This is a genomic window from Gemmobacter sp., assembly GCF_046292685.1.
GTDB lineage: Bacteria > Pseudomonadota > Alphaproteobacteria > Rhodobacterales > Rhodobacteraceae > Wagnerdoeblera.
This window is the reverse complement of record NZ_JBKBQM010000030.1, coordinates 1-25,430: the sequence shown is the minus strand read 5'-3', so window position 1 is coordinate 25,430 and position 25,430 is coordinate 1. Positions and strand designations below refer to the sequence as shown.

Genomic DNA, 25,430 nt, shown 5'->3' with positions numbered 1-25,430 from the left:
CATGTGGCCCGATCTGGGAAAATACGCCGCTGCGGTACTGGGATCCTATGCAGTGTCGCTGGCGCTGCTGGCGGCGCTGGTCGCCTATACGCTGTGGCGCGGCGCGCGGGTCAAGGCCGCGCTGCGCCAGATCGAGGCGCGCCAAGGGAAACCGACCGATGGCTAAGGGACGCTGGCTGATCTTCATTCCCCCGGCGGTGTTCGGGCTGCTGGTCGGGCTGTTCCTGACCGGCATGTTCCGCGACAATCCCGACGCGCTGCCTTCGACCGTTGTCGGGCGCGCGGCGCCGGGCCTGCAGCTCGTCGAGATGCCGCAAGCCCCCCTGACCACGCCCGAGGCGCTGACCGCTCCGGGGCTCAAGCTCGTGAACTTCTGGGCCAGCTGGTGCGCGCCGTGCCGGGCAGAGCACCCGTTCCTTGTGGAACTGGCCGGGCAGGGCATCCCGATCCACGGCATCAACTACAAGGACCAGCCGGCGCAGGCGGCGTCGTTCCTGGCCGAGCTGGGCAACCCCTATGCCACGCTGGGCGCCGATGCCGCCGGGCGCACCGGGATCGAATGGGGGGTCTACGGCGTGCCGGAAACCTACCTGATCGACGGCAACGGCAAGGTGCTGCTGCGCCACGCCGGCCCGATCACCCGGCAGGAATACGAACGCACGATCCGCCCGGCCATCGCCGCGGCCGGCGGCAACTGACGCCGCCACCGCCGGCGGCAAACGGCCCGACACCGGCACCGGAACGAAAAAGGGCGGGCCTCTGGCCCGCCCCTGGCCTCAGCCGCGCAGGATGCTCTGACCGGCATATTCGGCGATGTCGCCCAGCATTTCCTCGATACGGATCAGCTGGTTGTATTTCGCCAGCCGGTCCGACCGCGCAAGGCTCCCGGTCTTGATCTGGCCGCAGTTGGTGGCGACCGCCAGGTCGGCGATGGTGCTGTCCTCGGTTTCGCCGGAACGGTGGCTCATCACGCTGGTATAGCCGGCCCGGTCGGCCATGCGCACGGCATCCAGCGTTTCGGTCAGCGTGCCGATCTGGTTCACCTTCACCAGCAGGCTGTTGGCGCAACCGCGCTCGATTCCTTCGGCCAGGCGCGCGGGGTTGGTGACGAACAGATCGTCGCCCACCAGCTGCATCGACCCGCCCAGCCGGTCGGTCAGCATCTGCCAGCCTTCCCAGTCGTCTTCGGCGCAGCCGTCCTCGATCGACAGGATCGGGTAGTCGGCGCACAGCCGTTCCAGGAAATCGACGTTCTGTTCGGCCGTCAGCTTCAGCCCTTCGCCGTGCATCTGGTAAAGCCCGTCGCGGAAATACTCGGTCGAGGCGCAGTCCAGCGCGAACATGAAGTCGTCGCCCGGCTTGTAGCCGGCAATCTCCACCGAACGCAGCACGAAATCCAGCGCCTCGCGCGCCGAGGCGAGGTTGGGCGCAAAGCCGCCCTCGTCGCCGACGTTGGTGTTGTGGCCGGCGCGCTTGAGCTCCTTCTTCAGCACGTGGAACACCTCGGCGCCCATCCGCACCGCGTCGCGGACATTGGCGGCCGACACCGGCATGATCATGAATTCCTGAATGTCGATCGGGTTGTCGGCGTGCTGGCCGCCGTTGATGATGTTCATCATCGGCACCGGCAACAGCCGCGCCCCCGTGCCGCCGACATAGCGGTAAAGCGGCTGGCCGCAGGCCATCGCCGCCGCCTTGGCCACCGCCAGCGACACGCCCAGAATGGCGTTGGCGCCGAGGCGCGACTTGTTTTCGGTGCCGTCCATCTCGATCAGGGCGCGGTCGATGGCGATCTGTTCGGTGGCGTCGAAGCCGACCAGCCCTTGCGCGATTTCGCCGTTCACCGCGGCCACCGCTTCCAGCACGCCCTTGCCCAGGTAACGCGCCTTGTCGCCGTCGCGGCGCTCCACCGCCTCGTGCGCGCCGGTCGAGGCGCCCGAAGGCACCGCCGCGCGGCCTTCCGAGCCGTCTTCCAGCGTGACATCCACCTCGATGGTGGGGTTGCCGCGGCTGTCGAGGATTTCGCGGGCATGAATGTCGATGATCGTGGACATGGGGGTCTCCGGGGGTTGGACCTTGGGCCTGCGCGACGCTTTAGCGGGCAATGGCCGGCATGGCCAGCGGCTTGCGGTGTCTTTCCGCGCTGCGGCGCCGCGCCGGGGCAGGAATGCAACGCGCGCCTTGCGCGCAGGCGCCGCGCGACGGGGCTTTCCGCGCCGGGCCCGCGTGCTAGCTGTGGCGCAAAGGGGAGATTGCCATGCCGCTTGTCGTGCTGTTTCTGGCCACCTCGGCCGTGTTCCTGGTGCTGGATGCCATCATGCTGACGCAGGTGATGGCGCCGCTGTTCGAACGCCACATCGGGCCGCTGATGGCCGACCCGTTCCGGCTGGGGCCGGCGGTGGTGTTCTACCTGGGTTATGTGTCCGGGCTGATCGCGCTGGTCACCGGCCCGGCGCTGCGCAGCGGCGGGCCGGTGCTCTTGCGGTCGGTGGTGCTGGGCCTGATGTGCTATGGCACGTTCGAGTTCACCTCCTGGGCGATCATCGCCGACTGGCACTGGTCGATGGCGGTGATCGACACGCTCTGGGGCGGGGTGCTGACCGGCGCCTCGGGCTGGGGCGGGGTGGCGATCGCGCGCCGGCTGGTGCGCGCCTGACGCCGGCCCGGGCCGCGCCGATTCCCTCTTGCCCGCCGCCCGCGTTGCGCGACAGTGACGCGGCAGGTGCAAGCGTGGAGTCGGGGCATGAGCGGTCTGTTGGCCTTGCTGGACGATGTGGCGGCGATCGCCAAGGTGGCGGCCGCCTCGGTCGATGACATTGCCGGGGCGGCGGCCAAGGCCGGCACCAAGGCCGCCGGCGTGGTGATCGACGATGCCGCGGTGACGCCCAAGTATGTGCACGGCTTCGACGCAGCGCGCGAGCTGCCGATCATCGGGCGCATCGCGCTGGGGTCGCTGCGCAACAAGCTGGTCATCCTGCTGCCGCTGGCGCTGCTGCTCGATTCCTTCGCGCCTTGGGCGATCACGCCGCTTCTGATGCTGGGCGGGGCCTATCTGTGCTTTGAAGGCGCCGAAAAGGTGCTGCACGCGCTGCTGCCGCAGGACAGCCACAGGGCCGACGCGGCGGCCGACCTGCAGGATCCCGCCCACCTGGAGGAAGAAAAGGTCGCCGGCGCGATCAAGACCGACTTCATCCTCTCGGCCGAGATCATGACCATCGCGATGGCCGCCTTGCCTGACGGCGGGCTGTGGCAAACGGCGGCGGCGCTGGCGGTGGTGGGGGCGGCGATCACCATGGCAGTCTATGGCGCGGTGGCGCTGATCGTGAAGATGGACGACGTCGGCCTGCATCTGGCGGTCACCGGCCGGCTGGCACCCACGCGCAGCCTGGGGCGCGGGCTGGTCAAGGGCATGCCGGTGCTGATGGCGGTGCTGTCGACGGTGGGGACGGCGGCGATGCTGTGGGTCGGAGGCTCGATCGTGGTGCACGGGCTGGAGGTGCTGGGCCAGCCCTGGCTTTCCCACACCATCCACACCCTCGCCGAGGCGGCGGCCCATGCCTGGCCCGTGGCCGAGGCGGCGGTGGCCTGGGCGGTGACGGCGGGCCTCGACGGGGTGTTCGGGCTCCTGCTGGGGCTGGCGCTGGTTCCGCTGGTCGCGGGCGTGATCGGCCCGGTGCTGGCGTGGGTCAGGCGCTGATCGGCCCTTGCAGCCGCCGGCCCGCGCGGCCAGACTGGCGCGCAGCGGCAAGGGGGCAGGCATGGTCTGGAAAGTGTTCGACGGTCACAACGATATCCTGCTGCGGCTGTTGCAGGCGCCCGAGCGGCGCGAGGCGATCTGGCTGACGGGCGAAGGCAAGGGGCACCTGGACCTGCCGCGCATGCAGGCCAGCGGTTTCGCGGCCGGGTTCTTTGCGATCTACATCCCCTCGCCCGTCGCGCATGACGCGCCCGATTACATGGCGCTGATGGACAGCCCGCCTTACGCGCTGCCCTTGCCCGAGCTGATCGGCGCCGAGGAGGCGCAGCCGGTGGCGCACGCGATGGCGGCGCATCTGTTGTGGATGGAGCGGTCCAGCCAGGGCGCCTTCAAGGTGTGCCGCACGCTGGCCGAGGTGAAGGCCTGCCTCGATACCGGGGTCATCGCCGGCATCCTGCACATGGAAGGCGCCGAGGCGATCGACGAGGGGCTGGAGGCGTTGCAGGCCTTTCACGCGCTGGGGCTGCGCAGCCTGGGCCCCGTATGGTCGCGGCCGACGATCTTCGGGCATGGGGTGCCGTTCTGCTTTCCGGGCACGCCCGACACCGGGCCGGGGTTGACCGAGGCAGGCAAGCGGCTGGTGCGGGAATGCAACCGGCTGGGCATCATGATCGACCTGAGCCACCTGAACGAGGCGGGTTTCGACGATGTGGCGGCGTTGTCGGATGCGCCGCTGGTGGCCACCCATTCCAACGCCTGGGCGATCACCCCGTCGAGCCGCAACCTGACCGACCGGCAGCTGAGCGTCATCCGCGACAGCCGGGGCATGGTGGGGCTGAACTTTGCCACCGTCTTCCTGCGCGAGGACGGGCGCCAATCGCCCGACATGGGCTGGGATCCGATCCTGCGCCACCTCGATCACCTGCTGGAGCGGCTGGGCGAAGATCATGTCGGCTTCGGGTCCGACTTCGACGGGGCCACGCTGCCCGAGGGGATCGGCGACGTGACCGGCCTGCCCAACCTGACGGCGGCGATGGAGGCGCACGGCTATGGCGGCGCGCTGATGAAAAAGCTGACCTGCGACAACTGGGTGGGCCTGCTGGAACGCACCTGGAAGTGACCGTCCCTGCGAGGGACAGGGGGCAGGCCCAACCTTTTCAAGGGCTTGCGCCGGCGTTTTAACGAATCGTCAACGATTGCCCCCGCCCGCGCCCTCCTGCGCCGCACCGTTGCGCGCCGGACCGTTGCGCGCCGGACCGTTGCGCGCCGGACCGTTGCACCAGGCGACGTAGGATTTCGGAAAGCCCGCAAAGCGTTCGGTCCAGAGCGTCGCCTCGGGGAACATCCGCTGCAGCTCCGCGCGCAGGATCACCGTGGTGCCTTCGATCATCTCGGTCCATTCGGGCAGCTTGCGGCGCCAGCGCGCGATGGTGCTGCGTTGCAGCGGCGCGGGCCAGAACCACCAGAACGGCATGTGGTTGTGCGCCTCGATCGGGAACCAGATCGAGGGGGTCTGCACCCAGTAGCGCGGCGCGGCGCGGCGCACCTCGCGGGCGAAGGCCTCTTGCTTTGCCACCGGGCCCACGTGTTCGATCACGCTGTTGGAAAAGGCGATGTCGAAGCTGCGGTCGGCGACAAAGGGCATGGCGCAGGCATCGCCTTCGATCAGGGTCATGTCATGGATCGAGGGGCCGGCGTCCTGCATGCCCGAGCCGGGCAGGTTCACGATGGTCAGCCGCAAGGGCAGCGGGCAATCGCGCCAGAAGGCGGCGGTGCCGCCAAGGTCCAGCACCCGTTCGCCGCCTTGCAGGTTCATGGTGCGCAGGAACAGGTCCATGCGCTGCTGCCGATGCCGGCGGGAAAACGGCGCCTTGGCCCGAAGGGCGGTGTGGAAAAGGGCATAACGCAAATCCATCGACGACCCTGCGGCTGGGCGCGCCGTGGCGGGATGCGGGGCGGCGCCGCGCAAGTCTGGCCCGGGTCTGGCCCGCGATCAAGCAAAAGCGAACCGGCCCGGCAAGCCGCCGGGCCGGTTGCGGTTTTCCGGCCACCCCGGGCGGGCGGGCCGGCCTAGAGCAGCGCCTTGGCCCGGGCCACCACGGCGTCGGCGGTGATGCCGAATTCGGCATAGAGCCGTTCGGCCGGGGCCGAGGCGCCGAAGCCCTGCATGCCGATGAAGGCGGCCTTCGATTCGCGCCCGCGTTCGCCCAGAAGCCAGCGGTCCCAGCCGCCGGCGCGCACCGCGGCCTCGATGCCGATGCGGACGGGGCCGGCGGGCAGGACGCGGCGGCGGTAGGATTCGGGCTGGGCGGCGAACAGTTCCATCGAGGGCATCGACACCACGCGGGTGGCGATGCCGGCCGATTCCAGCGTGGCGCGGGCGGCAACGGCGATTTCCACCTCGGACCCGGTGGCGATCAGGATGACCTGCGGCTTGCCCGAGGCTTCGGCCAGCACATAGGCGCCTTGCGCGGTGAGGTTCCTTGCGCTGAAGGCGGTGCGCAGCGTGGGCAGGTTCTGGCGCGACAGCGCCAGCACCGAAGGTCGGTTCGACTGGGTCAGCGCCAGTTCCCAGGCTTCCAGCGTTTCCACCGCATCGGCAGGGCGGAACACCAGCGTGTTGGGCGTGGCGCGGCAGATCGCCAGATGTTCGACCGGCTGGTGGGTGGGGCCGTCTTCGCCGAGGCCGATGGAATCGTGCGTCATCACATAGGCCACCGGCAGGCCCATCAGCGCCGAAAGCCGCATGGCACCGCGGGCATAGTCGGTAAAGCACAGGAAGGTGCCGCCATAGGCGCGGATGCCGCCGTGCAGCGCCATGCCGTTCATCGCCGCCGCCATGCCATGTTCGCGGATCCCGTAGTGGATGTAGCGCCCCTTGCGGTTGTCGGGGGCAAAGACCGACAGATCGGCGGTTTTCGTCAGGTTCGACCCCGACAGGTCGGCCGAGCCGCCCAGGGTTTCGGGCAGCACCGGGTTGAGGGCGGCGAGGGCCATTTCGCTGGCCTTGCGGGTGGCGACCTTGGGCGCCTTTTCGGCCAGATCCTTTTTCAGCGCGCGCACGGCGCCGGCCAGTTTCCGCGGCGCCGTGCCGGACAGGGTGCGTTCGAATTCGGCCCGGCGGGCGGCGGGCAAGGCGGCGATGCGGGCCTCCCACGCGGCGCGGTCGGCGGCACCGCGCAGGCCGATCGCCTCCCACGCGGCCTTGATGTCGGCCGGGATCGTGAAGGGGGCGTGCGGCCAGCCGTAGATGTCGCGCACCGCGGCGATTTCGGCATCGCCCAGCGGCGAGCCGTGTGCGGCGGCGCTATCCTGCTTTTTCGGGCTGCCGAAGCCGATGTGGGTCTTGCAATCGACCAGCACGGGGCGGTTCGAGGCCTTGGCCTCGGTCAAGGCGCGGTCGATGTCGTCGGGGTCGTGGCCGTCGCAGGACAGAACCTTCCAGCCGGCGGCGGCAAAGCGCTTGCGCTGGTCGGTGATGTCGGACAGCGAGATGCGCCCGTCGATGGAGATGTCGTTGTTGTCCCACAGCACGATCAGGTTCCTGAGCCGCTGCATGCCGGCCAGGCCGATCGCCTCGTGGCTGATGCCTTCCATCAGGCAGCCGTCGCCGGCGATGACCCAGGTGCGGTGATCGACGACCCTGGAGCCGAAGCGGGCGCGCAGCGATTCCTCGGCGATGGCAAAGCCGACGGCATTGGCGATGCCCTGGCCCAGCGGGCCGGTGGTGGTTTCTACGCCGGCGGCATGGCCGTATTCCGGGTGGCCGGCGGTGATGGCGCCCCACTGGCGGAAGTTGCGGATCTGGTCCAGCGTCATGTCGGCGTAGCCGGTCAGGTGCAGCAGCGCGTACAGCAGCATCGAGCCGTGGCCCGCCGACAGGATGAAGCGGTCGCGGTCGGGCCAGTGCGGGGCGGTGGCATCGAACTTGAGGTGGCGCGAGAACAGCACGGTGGCGACATCGGCCATGCCCATCGGCATGCCGGGGTGGCCCGAGTTGGCGGCCTGCACGGCATCCATCGCCAGCACGCGGATGGCGGTTGCGCGGGACCAGTGGTCGGGGTGGCGGTCGCGCAGGGTGGCGATGTCCATGAGGGTCTCCTGTCCGGGGCCTGGGGCTTTGGGCCGTGATAGCAGCGTGGCGCGCGGTTGCAAGCGCGCTGGCGCGGGCGGGGTCTTGCGGCGGGCGGCCGGGGCGGGCATCATGGCGCGCAAGGGCCCGGGCCGGGGCGCGGGCAAGGCTTTCGGCACCGGACACGGGCAGGCAGAACCGGCAGGGCAGCGCATGAGCCAGATCGACGAACACGAACGGCGGCTTGCCGCGGCGCTGGCGCGCATCGGTGCGGCGGCCGAACGCCTGGCCGAGGCGCCGCCCGACGGTGCGGGTGCCGAAGCCCCCGACAGCGCCGCCGAGGTGGAGGCCGCGCGGCTGGCCCGGCTGCTGGAGGAGGCGCGCGCCGAAACCGCCGAGGTGCAGCGCCGGATGGACACCGCGCGCGACCGGCAGGCCGCCACCGTGGCCACGCTGGAGGCGCGCATCGCCGCGCTGACGCAGCAGATCGATTCGCAAGGCATCGAGGTGCAGCGACTGCGCATGGTGAACGTGCAGCTGCGCGAGGCGCTGCGCAGTTTGCGCGAATCGCTGGCCGCCGGCGTGGCGGAGCCCGCGCAGATCAACCGCGCCTTGCAGGCCGAGGTCGAGGCGCTGCGCACCGCCCGCGCGATCGAGGTGGCCGAGCTCGACACGCTGCTGGCGGCGCTGGAGCCGCATGTGGCCGCGGCCGAAACGGCCACCGCGGCGGCCACCGACTCCGCCCCCGCCCCCGCCGATGCCGATGCCGCCCCCGCCGATGCCGCCCCCGCCCCGGAGGAACCCGATGCCCGAACTTGACATCACCATCGGCGGGCGCAGCTTTCAGGTGGCCTGCCAGCCGGGCGAGGAAGGGTTCCTGCGCGCCGCCGCCGCCTTGCTGGATGCCGAGGCGCGGCCCCTGATGGCGCAGGCCGGCCGGATGCCCGAAGCGCGGATGCTGCTGATGGCGGGGTTGATGCTGGCCGACCGCTTGGCGGGGCTGGAAGACCAGTTGCGCGGCGCCGAAGCGCGCCTGCGCGAGATCGAGGGCCGCCCGCGCCCCGCCCCCGAGCCGGTCGAGGTGCGCGTGGAGGTGCCGGTGGAGCGGGTGGTGGAACGCCTGGTCGAGGTGCCGGTGGAAATTGCCGTGCTGCCCCCCGGCCTTGCCGACCGCATCGGCCGGCTGGCGGACGAGGCCGAGGCCCTGGCCGAGGCGCTGGAGGCGCAAGCCGGCGCCCTCGCCGACGCCCGCGCCGGCTGAGGGCCGGGGCGGCACCAGCGGCGATGCGCGCTCGGGTCGGCCGAGACGCTGGGAATGAAGCGGCGCCAGCGGCGGGGCGCGTGGCAGGCCGAGGCGCGCGGGCTGGGGCGGCGCCATCGCCGATCCTTGCAGCCGGCCGAGGCCGGAGGGCCGGGGCGGCGCCGCGGTCAGCGGTTGGCCAGGCTGTCGGGCAGCTGGATGCGGGCGACCTGTTCGGCGATGGGGTCCACCGACAGCGGGTGCAGCGCGGCATCGTGCGAAGCGGGGTCGCCGATGGGTTGCCAGCGCCCGCCCTTGTAGATTTCCAGCGCGGAGAACTGCGCCTTGTAGCCCATCTTGCGGCTGCCGGGCACCCAGTAGCCAAGATAGACGTAAGGCAGGCCGGCCTCGCGCGCGATGGCGATATGGTCGAGGATGACCCAGGTGCCGAGGCTGAGGTGGGTGCGGTCGGGATCGTAGAAGGAATAGACCATGCTCAGCCCGTCATCGAGGATGTCGGTCAGGCACACGGCCGTCAGCGGGCGCCCGCGTTCGCCGGGTTCGGGCGGGCGGGAATATTCGACCACGCGGGTGCGGACCGGGGTTTCCTCGATCATCGCCGCAAACTCGAACACGTCCATGTCGGCCATGCCGCCATCGGCATGGCGGCTGTCGAGATAGCGGCGGAACAGGGCATACTGGTCTTCGGTGGCCCAGGGCGAGGTGGCGTTGCGCCGCAAGGCGGCGTTGCGCTTCAGCGTGCGGCGCTGGGTGCGGCTGGGCTGGAAATCGGCCACGCGGATGCGCGCCGACAGGCAGGCCGAACATTCGGCGCAGGACGGGCGGTAAAGCACGTTCTGGCTGCGGCGGAACCCCTGTTTGGACAGCGCGTCGTTCAGCCGGTCGGCCTGGTCGCCCTGAAGCGCCGTGAACAGCTTGCGTTCCATCCGCCCGTCGAGATACGGGCAGGGTTGCGGAGCCGTCACATAGAACTGCGGCGCGATGGGAAGCGTGTGGCGCATGAACGACCGAAGGGTTGCAAGTGCGCAGGCTAGCAACCTTGCGGCGCGGCGCCAAGGGGGATTTGCGGGCATGGGCCCTGGCGTTTCGTCGCGCCCGCGCCAGGCTGCACCCCGGGGCAGAGGCGCGCGGCGGGGCGGCGTGCCGCCGCCAGCGCGCCGCGCGCCCGCGCTAGAAGGCCTCGGCGGGCCGGTTGATGGCGGCCGAGCCCAGCACCACGTCGGTCAGCGACTGGCGCCGCGCGCCGGTAAGCATCAGCACCACCGAAACCACCTGCGGCAGCACGAAGGACATCGACAGCGTGTAGCCCAGCGTGTGCAGCCCGGCCATGCCCAGATCGAACCGGCGGCCGGTGCGGTCGCGGAACTCGATCCCCATCAGGCGATGGCCCCAGGTCGCCGAGCGGTTGGCCAGCGTGACGGTGCGGTAGGAAAAATCGACCACCAGCCAGATCAGCGGCAGGAAGAACAGGCCCATGAAGGCGGTCAGCAGCACCGCGAGCGCGGTCAGTCCGCCGACGATGACGAGATCGACGAGCCAGGCGACGAGGCGCTTGGAGGCGATGCCGCTGTAGAAGCCGGGGGCAAGGTCGGGGTCGGGCAGGCCGGGCGAGGTGGGGGCGTAGCTCATGGCGGGCATCCGTCGGGCAAGGGCCCCGGCCCGCAGCGGCGGCGGCCCGGGGCGAAGGGGCGGAAGGCGGGGGTCAGTAGGCGCCCGAGCCTTCGGGCGTGCCGGCCGGGGGCGTGGTGCGGGCGGCGCGGGCGCGGTCTTCCATGAAGGCGTCGAACTCCTGCTTGTCCTTGGCTTCGCGCAGGCGCTGGAGGAAGGCCTCGAAGGCCTCCTGTTCCTCTTCCAGCCGGCGCAGGGTGTCGGCCTTGTAGGCGTCGAAGGCCGAGTTGCCCGAGGGGCGCATCGCGGCCATGCCGTGACGGGCCATGCGGCCGCAGCCGTGGGTGTGGCGGTGCATCTTGAACATGTCCTTGCTCCAGCGGTTGGTGTAGGTGATCCAGGCGACGAGGGCGAGGCCGAGCGGCCAGAAGAACACGAAGGCCAGAACCGTGGCGGCGATCCAGGCGCCGCGGCCGCGGGCATCCATCCAGTCTTGGGCGCGACCGAGCCACGAGCGGCGCGGGGCGGGCAGGGTGTAGTCGGTCATGCGGGTATCCCTTGTCGGTTGGGCGGTGATGTGAATGGCTTTCACATGCCCAAGATCGGAAAGGGCGGGGCGGGTTTCAAGAGGGCATGTTAAAGATTTTCACATGCCGGGTCCGCCGGGGCGCGCAGGGGTCCGCCGGGGCGCGCAGGGGCGTCAGGCGGCGAAGGGCGCGCGGATGGCGCCGGTCAGCCGTGCCAGCGTGTCGGGCGCGATGGCAAAGACGTGGCGCGGGGTGCCGGCCGCGGCCCAGAGCACGGCGAAATCGAAAAGCCGCGGGTCGATCCAGACCGGCAGCGGCGCGAGGTGGCCGACGGGGGCGACCCCGCCGATGGCAAAGCCGGTTTCGGCACGGATCAGCGCGGCATCGGCCTTGCCCAGCGGTTCGCCGGCCAGGGCGCTGGCGCGGGCGGGATCCACTTGGTTGCCGCCGGCGGTGAGGAACAGCTTGACGTGCCCGCTGGTTTCGCCGCGGAACACGATCGACTTGGCGATCTGGTCCAGCGCGCAGCCGACGGCGGCGGCGGCCTCGGCGGCGGTGCGGGTGCTGGAGGGCATTTCGCGGATGTCGGGGTCGAGCCCGGCGGCGACGAGGGCGGCGGTGACGCGGGCAAGGCTGCTCATGCGGGGGGCGGGCTCCGGGCGCGAGGGGACGGGGCGAGAGGTAGCGGGCCGGTCCGCAGGGCGCAAGCCGTTGACGCGGGCGCTGCAGCGTGCAGGATGCCGGCATGACGCTTGCCGCCCGCCTGACCCGCCAGCCGATCCCGTTCGACCGCGACGCGGGGGCCGATGCGGCGCGCGCCTTTGCCGACCTGGGCCCAGAGCTCGCCGGGCTGATCGGCGGTGCGGCCGGGTGCAGCCCCTATCTGAAGGGCCTGATGGGGCGCGAGGCGGAATGGCTGCGCACAGCCCTGGCGGCCGAGCCCGAAACAGTGGTGCCGGGGGTGCTGTGCCCCCTGGCCGAGGTGGCGCCGGGCGATCTGGCCGATGCCTTGCGCCGCGCCAAGCGGCGGGTGGCGCTGTTTGCCGCGCTGGCCGACCTGGGCGGGGCCTGGCCGCTGGAGGCGGTGACCGGCGCCTTGACCGCGCTGTCGGACCGGGCGGTGGATCTGGGCCTGCAGGCGCTGGTGGCCGAGGAGATCCGCCGCGGCAAGGTGCCGGGCGCGGTGCCCGAGGATGCCGCCACCGCGGCCGGCATGGTGGTGCTGGCGATGGGCAAGACCGGCGCGGGCGAGCTGAACTATTCCTCGGACATCGACCTGATCTGCCTGTTCGACGAAACCCGCTATCCCGGGCAGGAACACGAGGCGCGCGCCGCCTTCATCCGCGTCACGCGCAAGCTGACGGCGCTGTTGTCGGACATCACCGGCGAAGGCTATGTCTTTCGCACCGACCTGCGGCTGCGCCCCGATGCCAGCGTCACGCCGGTGTGCATTTCGATGGCGGCGGCGGAACAGTATTACGAATCGGTCGGCCGCACCTGGGAACGCGCGGCCTATATCAAGGCGCGCCCCTGCGGCGGCGACCTGGCGGCAGGGGCGCGGTTCCTGAAAACGCTGACCCCCTTCGTCTGGCGCCGGCACCTGGATTACGCCGCCATCCAGGACGCCCACGACATGCGGCTGCGCATCCGCGACCACAAGGGCCTGGCAGGGCCGGTGGTGGTCGAGGATCACGACATGAAGCTGGGCATCGGCGGCATCCGGGAGATCGAGTTCTTCACCCAGACCCGGCAGCTGATCGCCGGCGGGCGCGACCCGTCGTTGCGCGACCGCACCACGGTGGGGGGGCTGGCGGCGCTGGCGGCCAAGGGCTGGGTGCCGGCCGAGGTGGCGGCCGAGCTGACCGCGCTTTACCGCGCGCACCGCGAGATCGAGCACCGCCTGCAAATGGTGCAGGATGCCCAGACCCACCGCATGCCCGCCAGCGCCGAAGGCATCGCGCGCATCGCCAGCTTTTGCGGCGAGGCCGACCCGGCGCGGTTCCGGCGCGAGCTGCTGGCCCGGCTGATGCGCGTGGCCGAGCTGACCGAAAGCTTCTTTGCCCCCGGCAAGGCCGAGGAAGGCCCCGAGCTGACCCCGCGCATGGCCGAAACGGTCGAAGGCTGGCGCAGCTATCCGGCGCTGCGCTCGACCCGGGCGGTGGAAATCTGGAAACGCCTGCGCCCGCAGATTCTGACCCGGATGATGCGCGCGGCCAACCCCGAGGAGGCGCTGGCCGCCTTCGACGGCTTTCTGGCCGGCCTGCCCGCCGGGGTGCAGGTGTTTTCGCTGTTCGAGGCCAACCCCACGCTGATCGACCTGATCGTCGATATCGCCGCCACCGCGCCGGAACTGGCGCGCCACCTGAGCCGCAATTCGGCCGTGCTGGACGCGGTGATCGGCGGCAGCTTCTTTGCACCCTGGCCGGGGGTGGCGGGGCTGGCGCAGGGGCTGGCGGCACAGATGGCGGGAGCGGCCGATTACGAAAAGCGCCTGGACCTGGCGCGGGTCTGGATGAAGGAATGGCATTTCCGCATCGGCGTGCACCACTTGCGCGGGCTGATCGACGCCTTCGAGGCCGGCAAGCAATATGCCGACCTGGCCGAGGCGGTGCTGGCCGCCGTCTGGCCGGTGGTGGTGGAGGAATTCGGCCGCAAGCACGGGCCCTTGCCGGGGGCGGGCGCGGTGGTGGTGGGCATGGGCAGCCTGGGCGCCGGGCGGCTGAACGCAGGGTCGGACCTCGACCTGATCGTGATCTACGACCCGGCGGGGGTGGACCAGTCGGCCGGGCCGCGGCCGCTGGCGACGCGGGCCTATTACGCCCGGCTGACGCAGGCGCTGGTCACCGCGCTGTCGGCGCCGATGCCGGCCGGGCGGCTTTACGAGGTGGACATGCGCCTGCGGCCTTCGGGGCGGCAAGGGCCGGTGGCCACCGCGCTGGCCGCGTTCCGCGACTATCAGGAAACCGAAGCCTGGACCTGGGAACATCTGGCGCTGACCCGCGCGCGCCCGCTGGCCGGCAACCCCGCGCTGGCCGAGGCGGTCGAGGCAGTCCGGCGCGCGGTGCTGGCAGCCAAGGGCAAGGGCGCGCAGGTGCGCCCCGACGTGGCCGACATGCGCGCCCGCCTGCTGGCGCACAAGCCCGGCGGCGGGTGGGAGGCCAAGGCCGGCCCCGGCCGGCTGCTGGACATCGAGCTGATGGCCCAGACCTGCGCCCTGATCGCCGGCGACCCGGCGCGCCGCACCGAGGCGCAGCTGCGCGCGGGCTTGCGCGCCGGCGTGATCGGCAAGGCCGAGGAGGCCGCCCTGGCCGCTGCCTTGCGCCTGTTGTGGCAGGTGCAGGCGGCGGGGCGGCTGTTGTCGCTGGCCGTGCCCGACCCGTCGCGCATGGGGCTGGGCGGGCGGGCCTTCGTCCTGCGGGAAACGGGCGCCGACAGCGCCGAGGCGCTGGCCGCGCGGCTGGAAACCCTTGCCGCCGAGGCCGATCGGATCATCTCTGCTGCACTTGCCGGATAACCACATGGGACGCCGCCTGATGGACCTGACCGATGCCGACCCCAAGGGGCTGATCCGCGAAGCCTACAACATCGCTGGCATCGGCGATGCCGAGTGCCGGTCGATCCTGATCGACTGGGCGCTGTCGCTGCGCGCCGGGGTGGACCAGACCGAGGCGCTGCGCGTGCTGCTGGTGCGCCATGCCGAAGGCCGGCCCGACCACCCGATGAGCCGGCTGCTGACCGCGGCGCTGGCCCCGGGGGCTGCCCCCCGCCGCCGCGGCGGGCGTGCGGCCCGGGTGGGGCCGGCGCCTTAGGGCGCCTGGGCGGGGATCCCGGGTGGGGCCGGCGCCGTGCCGCCTTGCGGGCGCTGCGGCGCGGCAGCGCGCCGAGCGCGAGCGCAAGCCAGGTCAGGGGTGCGGACATTCCGCTTGACCCTCGCCTCGATCCCGTCGAGCCGGGGGCGCAGATCCTGCACGACCTTGAGGGCTTCGGTCAGGGCGGCGAAATCCGCCGGCAGGGCGCCGAGCTCGCGCCCGGCTGCCGATGGAGCGCAAGACGCTGGCGGCCGAAGCCCTGCAGGGCCCGAAGCGATAAGGCGCAGGCCCCGGGCCCGCGACAGGGGCCCGCGACGGGGGAAACCGGCACCCGGCAGAACCGCCCGAGGGGCCAGCGGCATCCTAGCCGGTGACCAGCCCGTCGCCCACCACGACCTGGCGCCGGCAAAAGCCCGCGATCTTGTCGTCATGCGTCGAGATCAGGAAGGTCGTGCCCTCGTCGCGGTTGATTTCGGCGACCAGCGCCATGACCTGCATCGCCGAAACACGGTCGAGATTGCCCGTGGGTTCGTCGGCCAGCACCAGTTCGGGCCGGTTCATCAGCGCGCGCGCCACGGCCACGCGCTGTTTCTGGCCGCCCGAAAGCTTGGCGGTGGGAAAGTCGATCCGGTCGGCCAGCCCCATGCGGGCCAGCAGGTCGCGCCCGCGGGCCCGCGCGGCGGCCGTCTCGCGCCCGGCGCGCACGGCGCTTGGAAAGATCACGTTTTCCAGCGCCGTGAAGTCGGGCAGCAGGTTGTGGAACTGGAACACGAAGCCGATGTGCCGGTTGCGGAAGTCCGTCAGCGCCCGGTCGTCGGCCGCGACCAGATCGACCCCAAGCATCCGGTGGCTGCCCGACGTGGGCTTCATCAGCGTGCCGAGAATCGTCAGGAGCGTGCTCTTGCCCGAGCCGGAAGGCCCCAGCAGCGCGGTCAGCTCGCCGGCTTGCAGCGTCAGCGAAAGGCCGCGCAGCACCCGCGTCTCGGCCTCGTCCGAGCCGAAGGTCTTGACCAGCCCTGCCACCTCGACCAGCGCGCTCATTGCCCGATCGCCGAAACCGGATCGACCCGCGCCGCCGCCCGCGCCGGCAGGATCGAGGCCAGAACCGCGCCGAGGACGGTCAGCGCGATGGCCAGCCCGTAGGAGCCTTGCGTGATGTCCATCGGCAGGGTGCCGGGCCGGAACGCATCGCGCGGGGGAAAGGGCAGCAGCGCCAGATAGCCCAGGGCCGCCCCCGTCACCCCGCCGAACAGCCCGACCAGCGCCCCCTGGGTCACGAACACGAAGACCACGAAGCCGCGCCCGGCGCCCATCGCGCGCATGATCCCGATTTCCGGCCGGCGCCGGTAGGTGGACAAGAGCAGCGCCGAGGCCACCCCGATCACGATGGTGATGAGGGCGAAGGACTTGAGGAAATACCCGGTCTGGGCCTGCGCATCCAGCGCCTCCATCAGCTGTTCGGCGCCTTCGGTCCAGGACACGGCATCGAGTCCCGTCAGCGCCCGGATGCGCAGCGCCGTGGCATCGGCCGCGTTCAGGTCGCTCAGCTTGATCTCGATGCGGGTCACGCCCTGGGGCAGGGCAAACAGCGTGCGCGCGGTGGACAGGCCGACATGGACGCTGCTGCGGTCGATCATGCCGTTGCCGGTCTTGTAGATGCCGCTCAGGGTCAGCACCATCGACACGCCTTGCGAGGATTGCACCCGCAGCGTCTGGCCGAGCCGCAGCGACAGGTCGTCGGCCAGCGTCTGGCCCAGCACGATCAGCCCCGACCCCAGCCGGGCCGACCCCTGGACCATGTAGCGTTCGAGGTTCAGGATGGCGGATTCGCGCCCGGGTTCGACCCCGGTCACGCTGACCTGCACCGACTGCGCCCCGCGGGCCAGGAACCCCGCGCCGGTGATCTGCGGCGAAACCGCAACGACGCCGGGCACCGTTTCGATCAGCGGAACCCAGGTGGCGGCGTCGGCCAGCGTGGCGGTGCGGGTGCGCGCCCGTTCGGCGACGGCCAGCACATGCCCGTCCGGCGCAATCAGGATCGGCGGATCGGCGTCTTCGGCCTTGATGGTGACATGGCTGATGTCGCCCACCGTGCGCGCCGTGATGAAATCCGCCAGCCCGCCGATCAGCGCCGACATGAAGATGAAGATGAACACGCCTGCCGCGACGCCCAGCACCAGCAGCGCGGTCTGCGCCTTGCTGGCGGTCAGGTAGCGCAGGGCGATCTTGAGGCCGTAGAGCATCAGGGCTGCTCCACCCGCACGGGCTGCCCGTCGGCGATGCCGGTCGCGTCGCGGATCACCACGTCGCCGGGGACGAGCCCTTCGGTCACGATCAGGCGGGGCGCCGGCCAGTCGATCACGGACACCGGGCGCAACCGGGCCACCCCGTCGGTTACCACCAGCACGCCGGGCCGGCCATCCTCGGTGCGCAGGGCGGCGCGGGGAACGGTCAGCGCGGCATCGCGCCGCTCGATGACGATGTTGACCGCGACCGTCAGCCCGACCGGGGCGGTTACCGGCGCGTCGAAGGCCAGCTTGACCGCAAGGCCGCCCGTCGCCGCATCCACCCGTTGCGAGACAAGGCGCACGCGGCCGGCGCGGGTGGCCGTTTCGCCGACAAGTTGCAGGACGGCGGGCATGTCCTCGCGGATCTGCGTGGCATAGGCCTCGTCCACGTCCGTTTCGACGACCAGCCGGCCCAGATCGGCCAGCGTCATCAGCAGGGTCGAGGGGTCCACGCTCTGGCCCGGTGCGGCGTTCAGCGACAGCACCGTGCCGGCCATCGGCGCACGGACCGTGAAGTTCGCAAGCTGGATCTGCGCCTGATCGACCAGCGCGGTCATGCGTGCCACCTCCTGCGCGGCCGTGCGCGCGGCCGCTTCGGCGGTTTCGAGCGTGGTGCGCGCGACGTTGGGCCCGAGCGCGCGGCTGCGTTCCAGCGTGGCCTGCGCCTGGGCCTGGGCCACCAGCGCGGCATCCAGACCTGCAACCGCCTGGCGCAAGGCGGCCTGCGGGGCGCTGGCGTCGATCTGCACCAGCTCGTCGCCGGGGCGCACCGTGTCGCCTTCGGCGACCTGCACCCGGGCGATCCGGCCGCTGACAAGCGGCCGCACCCCGACCGAATGTTCCGCCGCGATCCGGCCGTTGACGGCCAGAACCCGCGTGGCCGGCGCAAGGGCCGCGGTCTCGACCGCCACGGGAACAGCGCGCGGCGCCCAGGGCTGCAGGATCAGGGCAAGGCCGGCGGCCGCGCCGAACAGACCCGCGCCGGCCCACAGCCACAGGCGGCGCGCGGGCCCCCGGCGGCCGGGCGACGCCGGCCTTGGTGCGGCAACCACGGAGGGCAGGGTGGTCTTGTCCGGTTGTGCCCCGGATTGCGCGGGCATGGCCTGGGGCGAGGAATGTTCGGGCATGATCGACAAGCGTTCGTCCTGTGGCCGTTCCCGGCGAAAACCGGTCAGGATGGGCATTGACCCATCGCCAAGCTATCGCTTTTCCTGGCGAAGGCCACAGGAAATGCCTTGATGCAGATCACATCGATCCCGTTCCGGTTGCAAGGGCCCGGCGCCGGCATGCCCCGGTGCGGCGGGGTGGGCCTGGGCGCGCCCCGGCGGCGCCCCGGTGTGGCGCGCGCCGCGACAGGTCCGGGCGCCGGAGGGCGGAGGCCGGGGGCCCGGCCGGCCGGGGTGGCGGGGGCGGTCCGGTGACGGCGGCGCTGCGCCTTGGCCTTGTCTACTTCGCCGCGGTCTTTGCGGTGGGCTTCGTGTTGGGCACGGTCCGCACGCTGGTCCTGATCCCGCGGATTGGCGAGCTTGGCGCGGTGCTGGTGGAACTGCCGGTGATCCTGACCGCGGCCTGGGCGATCTGCGGGCGGCTGCTGCGGGGGCGGCGCCTGGGCGCGGCACAGGCGGTGGCGATGGGGGCCGTGGCCTTCGGGCTCCTGATGCTGGCCGAGGCGGGGCTCTCGGTCGGGCTCTCCGGGCGGACGCTGGCCGGGCACCTGGCACTTTATGCATAGCCCGCGCATCTGCTGGGCCTGGCCGGCCAGATCGCCTTTGCCGCCTTCCCGCTGCTGCGGCGCTGAGCTCAGCCGGCCAGCGCGGCGGGCAGATGCGCGGCGAGGTGGTCGAACACCAGCCGCACCCGGGCGCTGGCCCGCAGATCCTCGTGCATCGCCAGCCAGCATTCCAGCCGAAAGGCGAAATGCCCGGCCAGCACCGGCCGCAGGTCGGGGCAGGCGCGCGCCACCCCCGCCTGCGCCGCGCCGATGCCGAGGCCTGCGCGCAAGGCGTTCAGCTGCGCCGCCTCGCGGTCGCAGCGCAGGCGCAGCATCCGCCGGTCCAGCCCCGCCGCCGCCATCGCCGCCAGTGTGCCCGCGTCGCGGTCCGGCCCGATCAGGATGTGCCCGGCCAGGTCCGCAGGCGTCTGCGGCACGCCTTGCGCGGCCAGATAGCGCGCATGGGCATAAAGCCCGATCCGCACCTCGGCGACCTTGCGCGCCACAAGCCCGGTCTGCACCGGGCGCAGCATGCGCACCGCCAGGTCGGCCTCGCGCCGCAAGAGATCCTCGTTGCGGTTCGACAGGACCAGTTCCACCTCCAGCCCCGGATGCGCGGCCATGAGCGGCGCCAGCACGCCGGGCAGCACCTCGGCGCCCACCACCTCGCTTGCGCTCAGGCGCACCACGCCCCGCCCGGCGTCGAGCGGGGCCGAGGCCGTGCGTTCCAGCGCCGCCGCCGCCGCCGCCATCGCCCGCGCCTCGGGCAAGAGATCGCGGCCAAGGTCGGTCAGCGCCATCCCCTGCGGCGCGCGCAAGAACAGCGCGGCGCCGACCGCCTGTTCCAGAAGGTCGATGTGCCGGCCCAGGGTCGGCTGCGTCAGCCGCAGCGCGCGGGCGGCGCCCGACAGGCTGCCTTCTTCGGCCACGGCGATGAAACTGCGCCAGTGCTCCCACTGGATCGGCCCGGTGCTCATGCATTTCTCTATAACCAATGCAGAGCTTTACGCAATTCCCGAATGGGCGGGCCAGGCGTATTCCGGCGCCACACCCCCACCAGAGGAAACCCGCCATGCCCCCCATCCTTGCCACCGCCGCCGCCGCCGTCGCGCTTGCCTTGGGCGCCGCTGTCGCCCTTGCCCCGCGCGACGGGTTCGAAACCCAGGTCTTCATCGACGCCCCGCCCGAAACCGTCTGGGCGCTGCTGACCGACCCGGCCGAGCATCAGGCCTGGAGCCCGAACATGCACCGCGTCGCGGGCCGCTTTGCCCAAGGCGAGCGGGTCAGCCTGACGATGGGCACGCCGTCGGGCGGCGAAATCACCTTTCGCCCCGAGGTGCTGGTGGCCGACCAGGGCCGCGAGCTGCGCTGGCTGGGCCGGCTCTACCTGCCGCGGCTGTTCGATGGCGAACACTACTTCCTGCTGGCGGCCGAAAACGGCGGCACGCGCCTGATCCAGGGCGAAGGCTTTCGCGGCGTGCTGCTGTGGGTGATGGACGTGCAGCCCTTCCGTGCCGAGTTCGAACGCGCCAACGCAGGCCTCAAGGCCCGCGCCGAGACCTTGGCACAGGAGGCGCGGCGCAGCGCCAGCTGAGGCCGCGGGCGCCGCCGCAGCGCCGCCGAAACACCGGCCTTCGCCGCGCCCTTGCCTGCGGCTGGCCCCGACGCAGGCCTTCGCCCTAGTCCATTGGTCGCACGCGCCGCGCCGGCGCTTGACCGCGCCCCCGCCGCCGCCGCAGGCTGACCGCGCAAAGGGGAGGGATACCGTGACCGCCATCGCCTCGATCGACGCCGTGCAGCAGATGCTGGCGGCCCAGGATTATGTCTGCGGCCGCCCGCTGGCCACGGTCACCTTTCTGGCCCTGCGCTTGGGCCGGCCGCTGTTTCTGGAAGGCGAGGCCGGCACCGGCAAGACCGAAATCGCCAAGGCCCTGGCCGCGGCGCTTGGCCGGCGGCTGATCCGGCTGCAATGCTACGAAGGGCTCGATGCCGCCTCGGCAGTCTACGAATGGAACTTCGCCGCGCAGATGGTCGCCATCCGCGCCGCCGAGGCCGCCGCCGACACCGACCACCTGCGCGCGGGCCTGTTCGGCCCCGACTACCTGATCGAACGCCCGCTGCTGCAGGCCATGCGCCCGCAGCCCGGCGGCGCCCCCGTGCTGCTGATCGACGAGATCGACCGCACCGACGAACCCTTCGAAGCCTTCCTGCTCGAGGCGCTGTCGGATTTCCAGGTCACCATCCCCGAACTCGGCACCGTCAAGGCGCCCGAGCCGCCCATCGTCATCCTCACCTCCAACCGCACGCGCGAGGTGCACGATGCGCTGAAACGGCGCTGCCTTTATCACTGGGTCGATTACCCCGCCTTCGACCGCGAAATCGAAATCCTGCACGCCCGCGCCCCGCAAGCCTCCGCAACCCTCTCGCGCGAGGTGGTGGCCTTCGTCCAGCGGCTGCGCACCGAAGACCTGTTCAAGAAACCCGGCGTCGCCGAAACCATCGACTGGGCGAAATGCCTGCTCGCGCTCGATGTTCTGACGCTCAGCCCCGAAATCATCGCCGACACGCTGGGCGCGATCCTGAAGTATCAAGACGACATCGCCCGCCTGCAAGGCTCCGAAGCCAGGCGCCTGCTGGACGAGGCGCGCAAGTCGCTGCAACCCGCCTGACCATTTTCTGTCCTCAAATATCCTGCGGGGGTCCGGGGGTGCAAAACCCCCGGGGCCAGCCCCAGGCGCAAAGGCCCGGAATGCCCGAATACCCCCCCCTCGACATCCCCGAAGACGGCAAGCTGGCCCACAACATCGCCCATTTCGCCCGCGCGCTGCGCAAGGCGGGGTTGCCGGTGGGTCCGGGGCGCGTGCTGGTGGCGATCGAGGCGGTGGCGGCGGCGGGCTTTACCAACAAGGCCGATTTCTACTGGTCGCTGCACGCGGTCTTCGTGAACCGGCCCGAACAGCGCACCGTCTTCGACCAGGTGTTCCGCCTGTTCTGGCGCGATCCGCGCTACATGGAACACATGATGGCGCTGATGCTGCCGGCCGTGCGCGGCGTGCAGGAGGAACAGGCCGCCGCCGCCGCCGCCCGGCGCGCGGCCGAGGCGTTGCTGGACGGTGCCGACCGGCCGCAGGCGCCCGATGCGCCTGAGGAGGACGGCGGCGACGAGCGGGTGGAAATCGACGCCAGCCAGACCGCCTCGGCGACCGAGCGGCTCAAGACCCTCGACTTCGAGCAGATGTCGACCGAGGAGGCGGCCGCGGCGCGGCGCATGCTGGCGCGCCTGTCGCTGCCGGTGGCGCCGATCCCGACCCGGCGCCTCGCGGCCGATCCGCTGGGCCGCCGCCCCGACTGGCGCCGCACCTTGCGCGCCGCCGTCCGCCAAGGCGGCGAGATCGCCCGCATCGCCCGCCGCGCCCCGGCCACGCGCTGGCCCAATCTTGTCGTGCTTTGCGACATTTCGGGGTCGATGAGCCAGTATTCCCGCATGGTGCTGCATTTCGTCCACGCCGTGGCCAACCGGCAGGGGCAAGGCTGGGCAAAGGTGCATGCCTTTACCTTCGGCACGCGGCTGACGAACATCACCCGCCACCTCAAGACCCGCGATGTCGATGCGGCGCTGGCCGCGGCCGGCCGGCAGGCGCAGGACTGGCAAGGCGGCACGCGGATCGGCGCCTGCCTGCACGCCTTCAACCGCGACTGGTCGCGCCGGGTGCTGGGGCAGGGGGCGGTGGTGCTGGTCATCACCGATGGGCTCGACCGCGACGATACCGCGGTGCTGACGCGCGAGATGGAGCGGCTGCACCTGTCGTGCCGGCGGCTGATCTGGCTCAACCCCCTGCTGCGCTGGGATGGTTTTGCCCCACGCGCCCGCGGCATCGCCGCCATGCTGCCGCATGTCGATGCCTTTCGCGCCGCGCATTCCGTCGCCTCGCTGGAATCGCTGGCGGCGGCGGTGTCCGACCCGTCGGACCACGGCGAAAAGGCGCGGCTGATGGCGCTGTTGCGCGTGCCTGCGGCGGGCTGACGCAGGGGCCGGGCTTGCAACGCCGGGGGGGCCTTCCCATGTCTTGTGCAGCCGCGCGGCCGTTGTTTCCCGGCTGCGGCGTGGCGGCATCGTCTCCCCGGTGCCGGCACGGCGGCCGAACGCCCGGATCCCGCGGGCGGTCTTTCCGGCGCCGCAGGTTGTCCCGCCTGCGGCGCCTTTTCGCTGGCCGACTGCCGCCAAGGTCGCACTGGCCTGCCGCCGCCCGGGCGTGCCATACTGCCCCCGGCAGGAGGGGGCCCCGATGACCGAAACCGCAAATCACGACCGCATTCCCGAAATCGCGCTGGACTGGCACCGCGCCGGGCGCGGTGCCGTGCTGGCCACGGTGATGGAAACCTGGGGGTCCGCCCCGCGCCAGGCGGGCAGCCAGCTGGCGGTGTCGGGCGCGGGCGAGATCATGGGCTCGGTCTCGGGCGGTTGCGTCGAAGGCGCGGTGGTGACCGAGGCGCTGGAGGCGCTGGCCGACGGCCACAGCCGGGTGCTGACCTTCGGGGTCAGCGACGAAACCGCCTTCAGCGTCGGGCTGGCCTGCGGCGGCACCATCCGGGTGCTGGTGGAGCCCGTGGGCGGCGCGCAGGGCCTGCCCGAATCGCTGCTGGCCGAACTGGTCGCGGCACGGGCGGGCCGGGTGGCGCGGGCCTATGCGGTGAACCTGTCCGACTGGTCGCGCCGCCTGATCGCGCCCGAGGCCGCGCCCGCGCCGGTGCGCGACCGGCTGCGCGCCGACAAGTCGGGGGTGGAGGGCGATACCTTCGTCGCCATCCACAACCCGGCCTTGCGGCTGATCGTGGTGGGGGCGGTGCACATCGCGCAGGCGCTGTTGCCCATGGCGCGGCTGGCGGGTTACGACCCCACCCTGATCGACCCGCGCGAGGCTTTCGGCTCGGGGCCGCGGTTCCCCGGCGAAACCATCCTGCACGACTGGCCCGACGAGGCGATGGCCGCACTGGCGCCCGATGCGCGCACCGCGGTGGTGACGCTGACGCATGACACCAAGCTGGACGACCCCGCGATCCTCGCGGCGCTGGCCTCGGACTGCTTTTACCTCGGCTGCCTCGGTTCGACCCGCACCCATGCCAAACGGCTGGAGCGGTTGCGCGCCGCCGGGGTGAGCGAGGCGCAGATCGCCCGCATCCATGCGCCCGTGGGCCTCGACATCGGGGCCAGGACCCCGGCGGAAATCGCCGTATCGGTGCTGGCGCAGATCACCCAAGTGCTGCGGCGCGGCGGCTGATGCGCTTCGGGCCCGAGCCTGTGGCCAAGGCGGCAGGGTCCGTGCTGGCGCATTCGCAGGACGTGCCTGGCGGCCGGCTGCGCAAGGGCCGGGTGCTGGACCCGGCCGACCTCGCGGCGCTGGCCGCGGCCGGTCTGGCCGAGGTGACGGTGGCGCGGCTGGACCCCGGCGACGTGGCCGAGGATGCCGCGGCGCTGGCGCTGGCGCAGGCGCTGGTGGCGGGCGGGGCGGGCTTGCGGCTGGCGCCGGTGGGCACCGGGCGGGTGAACATCCACGCGACCGGCCCCGGCGTGGTGCGCATCGACGCTGCCGCCATCCATGCCGCCAATGCCGTGGACCCGATGGTGACCATCGCCACCGTGCCGGAATGGCAGCGGGTGGCCGAAGGCACGATGGTGGCCACGGTCAAGATCATCGCCTGGGCGGTGGCGGGGGCGGCGCTGGCGCGGGCCTGTGCGGCGGCGGCCGGGGCGCTGGCGCATTGCCCGCCGGTGCTGGCCGATGCCGTGCTGGTCGAAACCACCATCGGCGGGGCCGCGCCCTTGCCCAAGGGGCGCAAGGCGACCGAACAGCGGCTGGCGCGGCTGGGGCTGCGGCTGGCGCATCATGCCGCGGTGCCGCACCGGGTGCCGGCCCTGGCGGCCGCGCTGGCCGCGGCGCCGGCGGCGGGGATGGTGCTGATCCTGACCGGGTCGGCCACCTCGGACCCCCAGGATGTGGCCCCCGCAGCGGTGCGGGCGGCAGGCGGGCAGGTCGAGCATGTCGGAATGCCGGTGGACCCGGGCAACCTGCTGTTTCTGGGCCGGTTTCGCGGGCAACCGCTGATCGGCCTGCCGGGCTGCGCGCGTTCGCCCGCGCTGAACGGCGCCGACTGGGTGCTGGAACGGCTGGCCTGCGGCGTGCCGGTGGGCGCCGCCGACATCCAGCGCATGGGCGTGGGCGGGCTGCTGATGGAAATACCCACCCGCCCGCAACCGCGCGATCCGGGGTGAGACGATGCACATTTTCTGTCCTCAAATATCCCGGGGGTGCGGGGGCTGGCCCCCGCTTCGCCGCTGGCCTCTAGCAGGCTGCTGAAGAAGTCCACGAGGCGGAACAGTTTTCCCTCTGTTTGGGCGGCAGCGGTGAGCGTCGTGCTGGTCGAGGCGAGGTATGGGTGCCCGATGCCACCCCTCGTC

General features: G+C 71.8%; 26 protein-coding genes. 15 read left to right on the top strand and 11 right to left on the bottom strand.

Features of this window, described 5'->3' with window-relative positions; all coding sequences use genetic code 11:
* Nucleotide 1: 1 nt before the first annotated feature.
* Both ccmD and ACK4S2_RS09835 read left to right on the top strand, forming a co-directional pair.
* Nucleotides 2-166, top strand: a complete 165-nt coding sequence (gene ccmD, locus ACK4S2_RS09840) for a heme exporter protein CcmD (RefSeq protein WP_409623553.1) — start codon at nucleotides 2-4, stop codon at nucleotides 164-166.
* Complete coding sequence (locus tag ACK4S2_RS09835) at nucleotides 159-698, top strand: DsbE family thiol:disulfide interchange protein (RefSeq protein WP_409623551.1); 540 nt, start codon at nucleotides 159-161, stop codon at nucleotides 696-698. Before ccmD ends, ACK4S2_RS09835 begins: the two co-directional genes overlap by 8 nt.
* Before the next feature lie 78 nt (nucleotides 699-776).
* Here ACK4S2_RS09835 and eno read toward each other — a convergent pair whose 3' ends face one another.
* The gene (eno, locus tag ACK4S2_RS09830) at nucleotides 777-2,054 is read right to left on the bottom strand and encodes a phosphopyruvate hydratase (protein WP_409623550.1); all 1,278 of its coding nucleotides are present in this window, start codon (nucleotides 2,052-2,054) and stop codon (nucleotides 777-779) included.
* 203 nt (nucleotides 2,055-2,257) lie between these two features.
* Between eno and ACK4S2_RS09825 the strand changes: the two genes are divergently transcribed.
* The 3 genes from ACK4S2_RS09825 to ACK4S2_RS09815 all read left to right on the top strand — a co-directional run bounded on the left by ACK4S2_RS09825 (nucleotide 2,258) and on the right by ACK4S2_RS09815 (nucleotide 4,817).
* On the top strand, nucleotides 2,258-2,656 hold the full coding sequence (locus ACK4S2_RS09825; RefSeq protein ID WP_409623548.1) for a DUF2177 family protein: 399 nt from the start codon (nucleotides 2,258-2,260) through the stop codon (nucleotides 2,654-2,656).
* Between the two features lie 87 nt (nucleotides 2,657-2,743).
* Nucleotides 2,744-3,697 (top strand): DUF808 domain-containing protein, encoded by a 954-nt coding sequence (locus ACK4S2_RS09820; RefSeq protein ID WP_409623546.1) that lies wholly within the window; start codon nucleotides 2,744-2,746, stop codon nucleotides 3,695-3,697.
* A gap of 61 nt (nucleotides 3,698-3,758) precedes the next feature.
* On the top strand, nucleotides 3,759-4,817 hold the full coding sequence (locus tag ACK4S2_RS09815; RefSeq protein WP_409623544.1) for a dipeptidase: 1,059 nt from the start codon (nucleotides 3,759-3,761) through the stop codon (nucleotides 4,815-4,817).
* A 69-nt stretch (nucleotides 4,818-4,886) separates the two neighbouring features.
* Here ACK4S2_RS09815 and ACK4S2_RS09810 read toward each other — a convergent pair whose 3' ends face one another.
* Complete coding sequence (locus tag ACK4S2_RS09810) at nucleotides 4,887-5,534, bottom strand: class I SAM-dependent methyltransferase (RefSeq protein WP_409623542.1); 648 nt, start codon at nucleotides 5,532-5,534, stop codon at nucleotides 4,887-4,889.
* A 233-nt stretch (nucleotides 5,535-5,767) separates the two neighbouring features.
* On the bottom strand, nucleotides 5,768-7,789 hold the full coding sequence (gene tkt, locus ACK4S2_RS09805; protein ID WP_409623540.1) for a transketolase: 2,022 nt from the start codon (nucleotides 7,787-7,789) through the stop codon (nucleotides 5,768-5,770).
* A 193-nt stretch (nucleotides 7,790-7,982) separates the two neighbouring features.
* Between tkt and ACK4S2_RS09800 the strand changes: the two genes are divergently transcribed.
* The gene (locus ACK4S2_RS09800; RefSeq protein ID WP_409623538.1) at nucleotides 7,983-8,588 is read left to right on the top strand and encodes a hypothetical protein; all 606 of its coding nucleotides are present in this window, start codon (nucleotides 7,983-7,985) and stop codon (nucleotides 8,586-8,588) included.
* Nucleotides 8,575-9,030: a cell division protein ZapA gene (locus tag ACK4S2_RS09795; RefSeq protein ID WP_409623536.1), complete on the top strand. Its 456-nt coding sequence runs from the start codon at nucleotides 8,575-8,577 to the stop codon at nucleotides 9,028-9,030. The genes ACK4S2_RS09800 and ACK4S2_RS09795 overlap by 14 nt, the downstream gene beginning before the upstream one ends.
* A gap of 167 nt (nucleotides 9,031-9,197) precedes the next feature.
* Here ACK4S2_RS09795 and ACK4S2_RS09790 read toward each other — a convergent pair whose 3' ends face one another.
* The 4 genes from ACK4S2_RS09790 to ACK4S2_RS09775 all read right to left on the bottom strand — a co-directional run bounded on the left by ACK4S2_RS09790 (nucleotide 9,198) and on the right by ACK4S2_RS09775 (nucleotide 11,806).
* On the bottom strand, nucleotides 9,198-10,031 hold the full coding sequence (locus ACK4S2_RS09790) for an arginyltransferase (RefSeq protein WP_409623534.1): 834 nt from the start codon (nucleotides 10,029-10,031) through the stop codon (nucleotides 9,198-9,200).
* A gap of 169 nt (nucleotides 10,032-10,200) precedes the next feature.
* Entirely contained in the window at nucleotides 10,201-10,659 is a 459-nt protein-coding gene (locus tag ACK4S2_RS09785) for an RDD family protein (protein WP_409623532.1), read from the bottom strand.
* A 73-nt stretch (nucleotides 10,660-10,732) separates the two neighbouring features.
* On the bottom strand, nucleotides 10,733-11,185 hold the full coding sequence (locus ACK4S2_RS09780) for a DUF2852 domain-containing protein (RefSeq protein ID WP_409623530.1): 453 nt from the start codon (nucleotides 11,183-11,185) through the stop codon (nucleotides 10,733-10,735).
* 153 nt (nucleotides 11,186-11,338) lie between these two features.
* A complete protein-coding gene (locus ACK4S2_RS09775) occupies nucleotides 11,339-11,806 on the bottom strand; it encodes a YbaK/EbsC family protein (RefSeq protein WP_409623528.1) in 468 nt (155 codons plus the stop codon).
* 104 nt (nucleotides 11,807-11,910) lie between these two features.
* On the opposite strand from ACK4S2_RS09775, the gene ACK4S2_RS09770 reads away from it, so the two are divergent.
* Together ACK4S2_RS09770 and ACK4S2_RS09765 are read left to right on the top strand one after the other, a co-directional pair.
* Nucleotides 11,911-14,679 carry a glutamine-synthetase adenylyltransferase gene (locus ACK4S2_RS09770; protein ID WP_409623526.1) on the top strand — a complete coding sequence of 923 codons (2,769 nt, stop codon included), beginning with the start codon at nucleotides 11,911-11,913 and terminating at the stop codon, nucleotides 14,677-14,679.
* A gap of 19 nt (nucleotides 14,680-14,698) precedes the next feature.
* Nucleotides 14,699-14,974: a hypothetical protein gene (locus ACK4S2_RS09765; protein WP_409623586.1), complete on the top strand. Its 276-nt coding sequence runs from the start codon at nucleotides 14,699-14,701 to the stop codon at nucleotides 14,972-14,974.
* 363 nt (nucleotides 14,975-15,337) lie between these two features.
* Here the strand turns inward: ACK4S2_RS09765 and ACK4S2_RS09760 are convergent, their stop codons facing one another.
* Genes ACK4S2_RS09760 through ACK4S2_RS09750 form a run of 3 tightly spaced genes read right to left on the bottom strand, consistent with a single transcriptional unit; the run spans nucleotide 15,338 to nucleotide 18,389 of the window.
* Nucleotides 15,338-16,015: an ABC transporter ATP-binding protein gene (locus ACK4S2_RS09760; RefSeq protein WP_409623524.1), complete on the bottom strand. Its 678-nt coding sequence runs from the start codon at nucleotides 16,013-16,015 to the stop codon at nucleotides 15,338-15,340.
* Complete coding sequence (locus tag ACK4S2_RS09755; protein ID WP_409623522.1) at nucleotides 16,012-17,217, bottom strand: ABC transporter permease; 1,206 nt, start codon at nucleotides 17,215-17,217, stop codon at nucleotides 16,012-16,014. Before ACK4S2_RS09755 ends, ACK4S2_RS09760 begins: the two co-directional genes overlap by 4 nt.
* On the bottom strand, nucleotides 17,217-18,389 hold the full coding sequence (locus ACK4S2_RS09750; protein ID WP_409623584.1) for an efflux RND transporter periplasmic adaptor subunit: 1,173 nt from the start codon (nucleotides 18,387-18,389) through the stop codon (nucleotides 17,217-17,219). The genes ACK4S2_RS09755 and ACK4S2_RS09750 overlap by 1 nt, the downstream gene beginning before the upstream one ends.
* A 290-nt stretch (nucleotides 18,390-18,679) precedes the next feature.
* Between ACK4S2_RS09750 and ACK4S2_RS09745 the strand changes: the two genes are divergently transcribed.
* The gene (locus tag ACK4S2_RS09745; RefSeq protein WP_409623521.1) at nucleotides 18,680-18,994 is read left to right on the top strand and encodes a hypothetical protein; all 315 of its coding nucleotides are present in this window, start codon (nucleotides 18,680-18,682) and stop codon (nucleotides 18,992-18,994) included.
* A gap of 68 nt (nucleotides 18,995-19,062) precedes the next feature.
* Here the strand turns inward: ACK4S2_RS09745 and ACK4S2_RS09740 are convergent, their stop codons facing one another.
* Complete coding sequence (locus tag ACK4S2_RS09740) at nucleotides 19,063-19,950, bottom strand: LysR family transcriptional regulator (protein ID WP_409623519.1); 888 nt, start codon at nucleotides 19,948-19,950, stop codon at nucleotides 19,063-19,065.
* A 95-nt stretch (nucleotides 19,951-20,045) separates the two neighbouring features.
* Here ACK4S2_RS09740 and ACK4S2_RS09735 point away from each other — a divergent pair, with 95 nt between their 5' ends.
* The 5 genes from ACK4S2_RS09735 to ACK4S2_RS09715 all read left to right on the top strand — a co-directional run bounded on the left by ACK4S2_RS09735 (nucleotide 20,046) and on the right by ACK4S2_RS09715 (nucleotide 25,244).
* Nucleotides 20,046-20,567: an SRPBCC family protein gene (locus tag ACK4S2_RS09735; protein WP_409623517.1), complete on the top strand. Its 522-nt coding sequence runs from the start codon at nucleotides 20,046-20,048 to the stop codon at nucleotides 20,565-20,567.
* A 208-nt stretch (nucleotides 20,568-20,775) separates the two neighbouring features.
* Entirely contained in the window at nucleotides 20,776-21,642 is an 867-nt protein-coding gene (locus tag ACK4S2_RS09730) for an AAA family ATPase (RefSeq protein WP_409623582.1), read from the top strand.
* An 80-nt stretch (nucleotides 21,643-21,722) separates the two neighbouring features.
* A complete protein-coding gene (locus tag ACK4S2_RS09725) occupies nucleotides 21,723-22,997 on the top strand; it encodes a vWA domain-containing protein (RefSeq protein WP_409623515.1) in 1,275 nt (424 codons plus the stop codon).
* 262 nt (nucleotides 22,998-23,259) lie between these two features.
* The gene (locus ACK4S2_RS09720; RefSeq protein ID WP_409623513.1) at nucleotides 23,260-24,252 is read left to right on the top strand and encodes an XdhC family protein; all 993 of its coding nucleotides are present in this window, start codon (nucleotides 23,260-23,262) and stop codon (nucleotides 24,250-24,252) included.
* Nucleotides 24,252-25,244, top strand: coding sequence for a molybdopterin-binding protein (locus tag ACK4S2_RS09715; protein WP_409623511.1), 993 nt, complete (start codon nucleotides 24,252-24,254; stop codon nucleotides 25,242-25,244). Before ACK4S2_RS09720 ends, ACK4S2_RS09715 begins: the two co-directional genes overlap by 1 nt.
* Nucleotides 25,245-25,430: the final 186 nt, after the last annotated feature.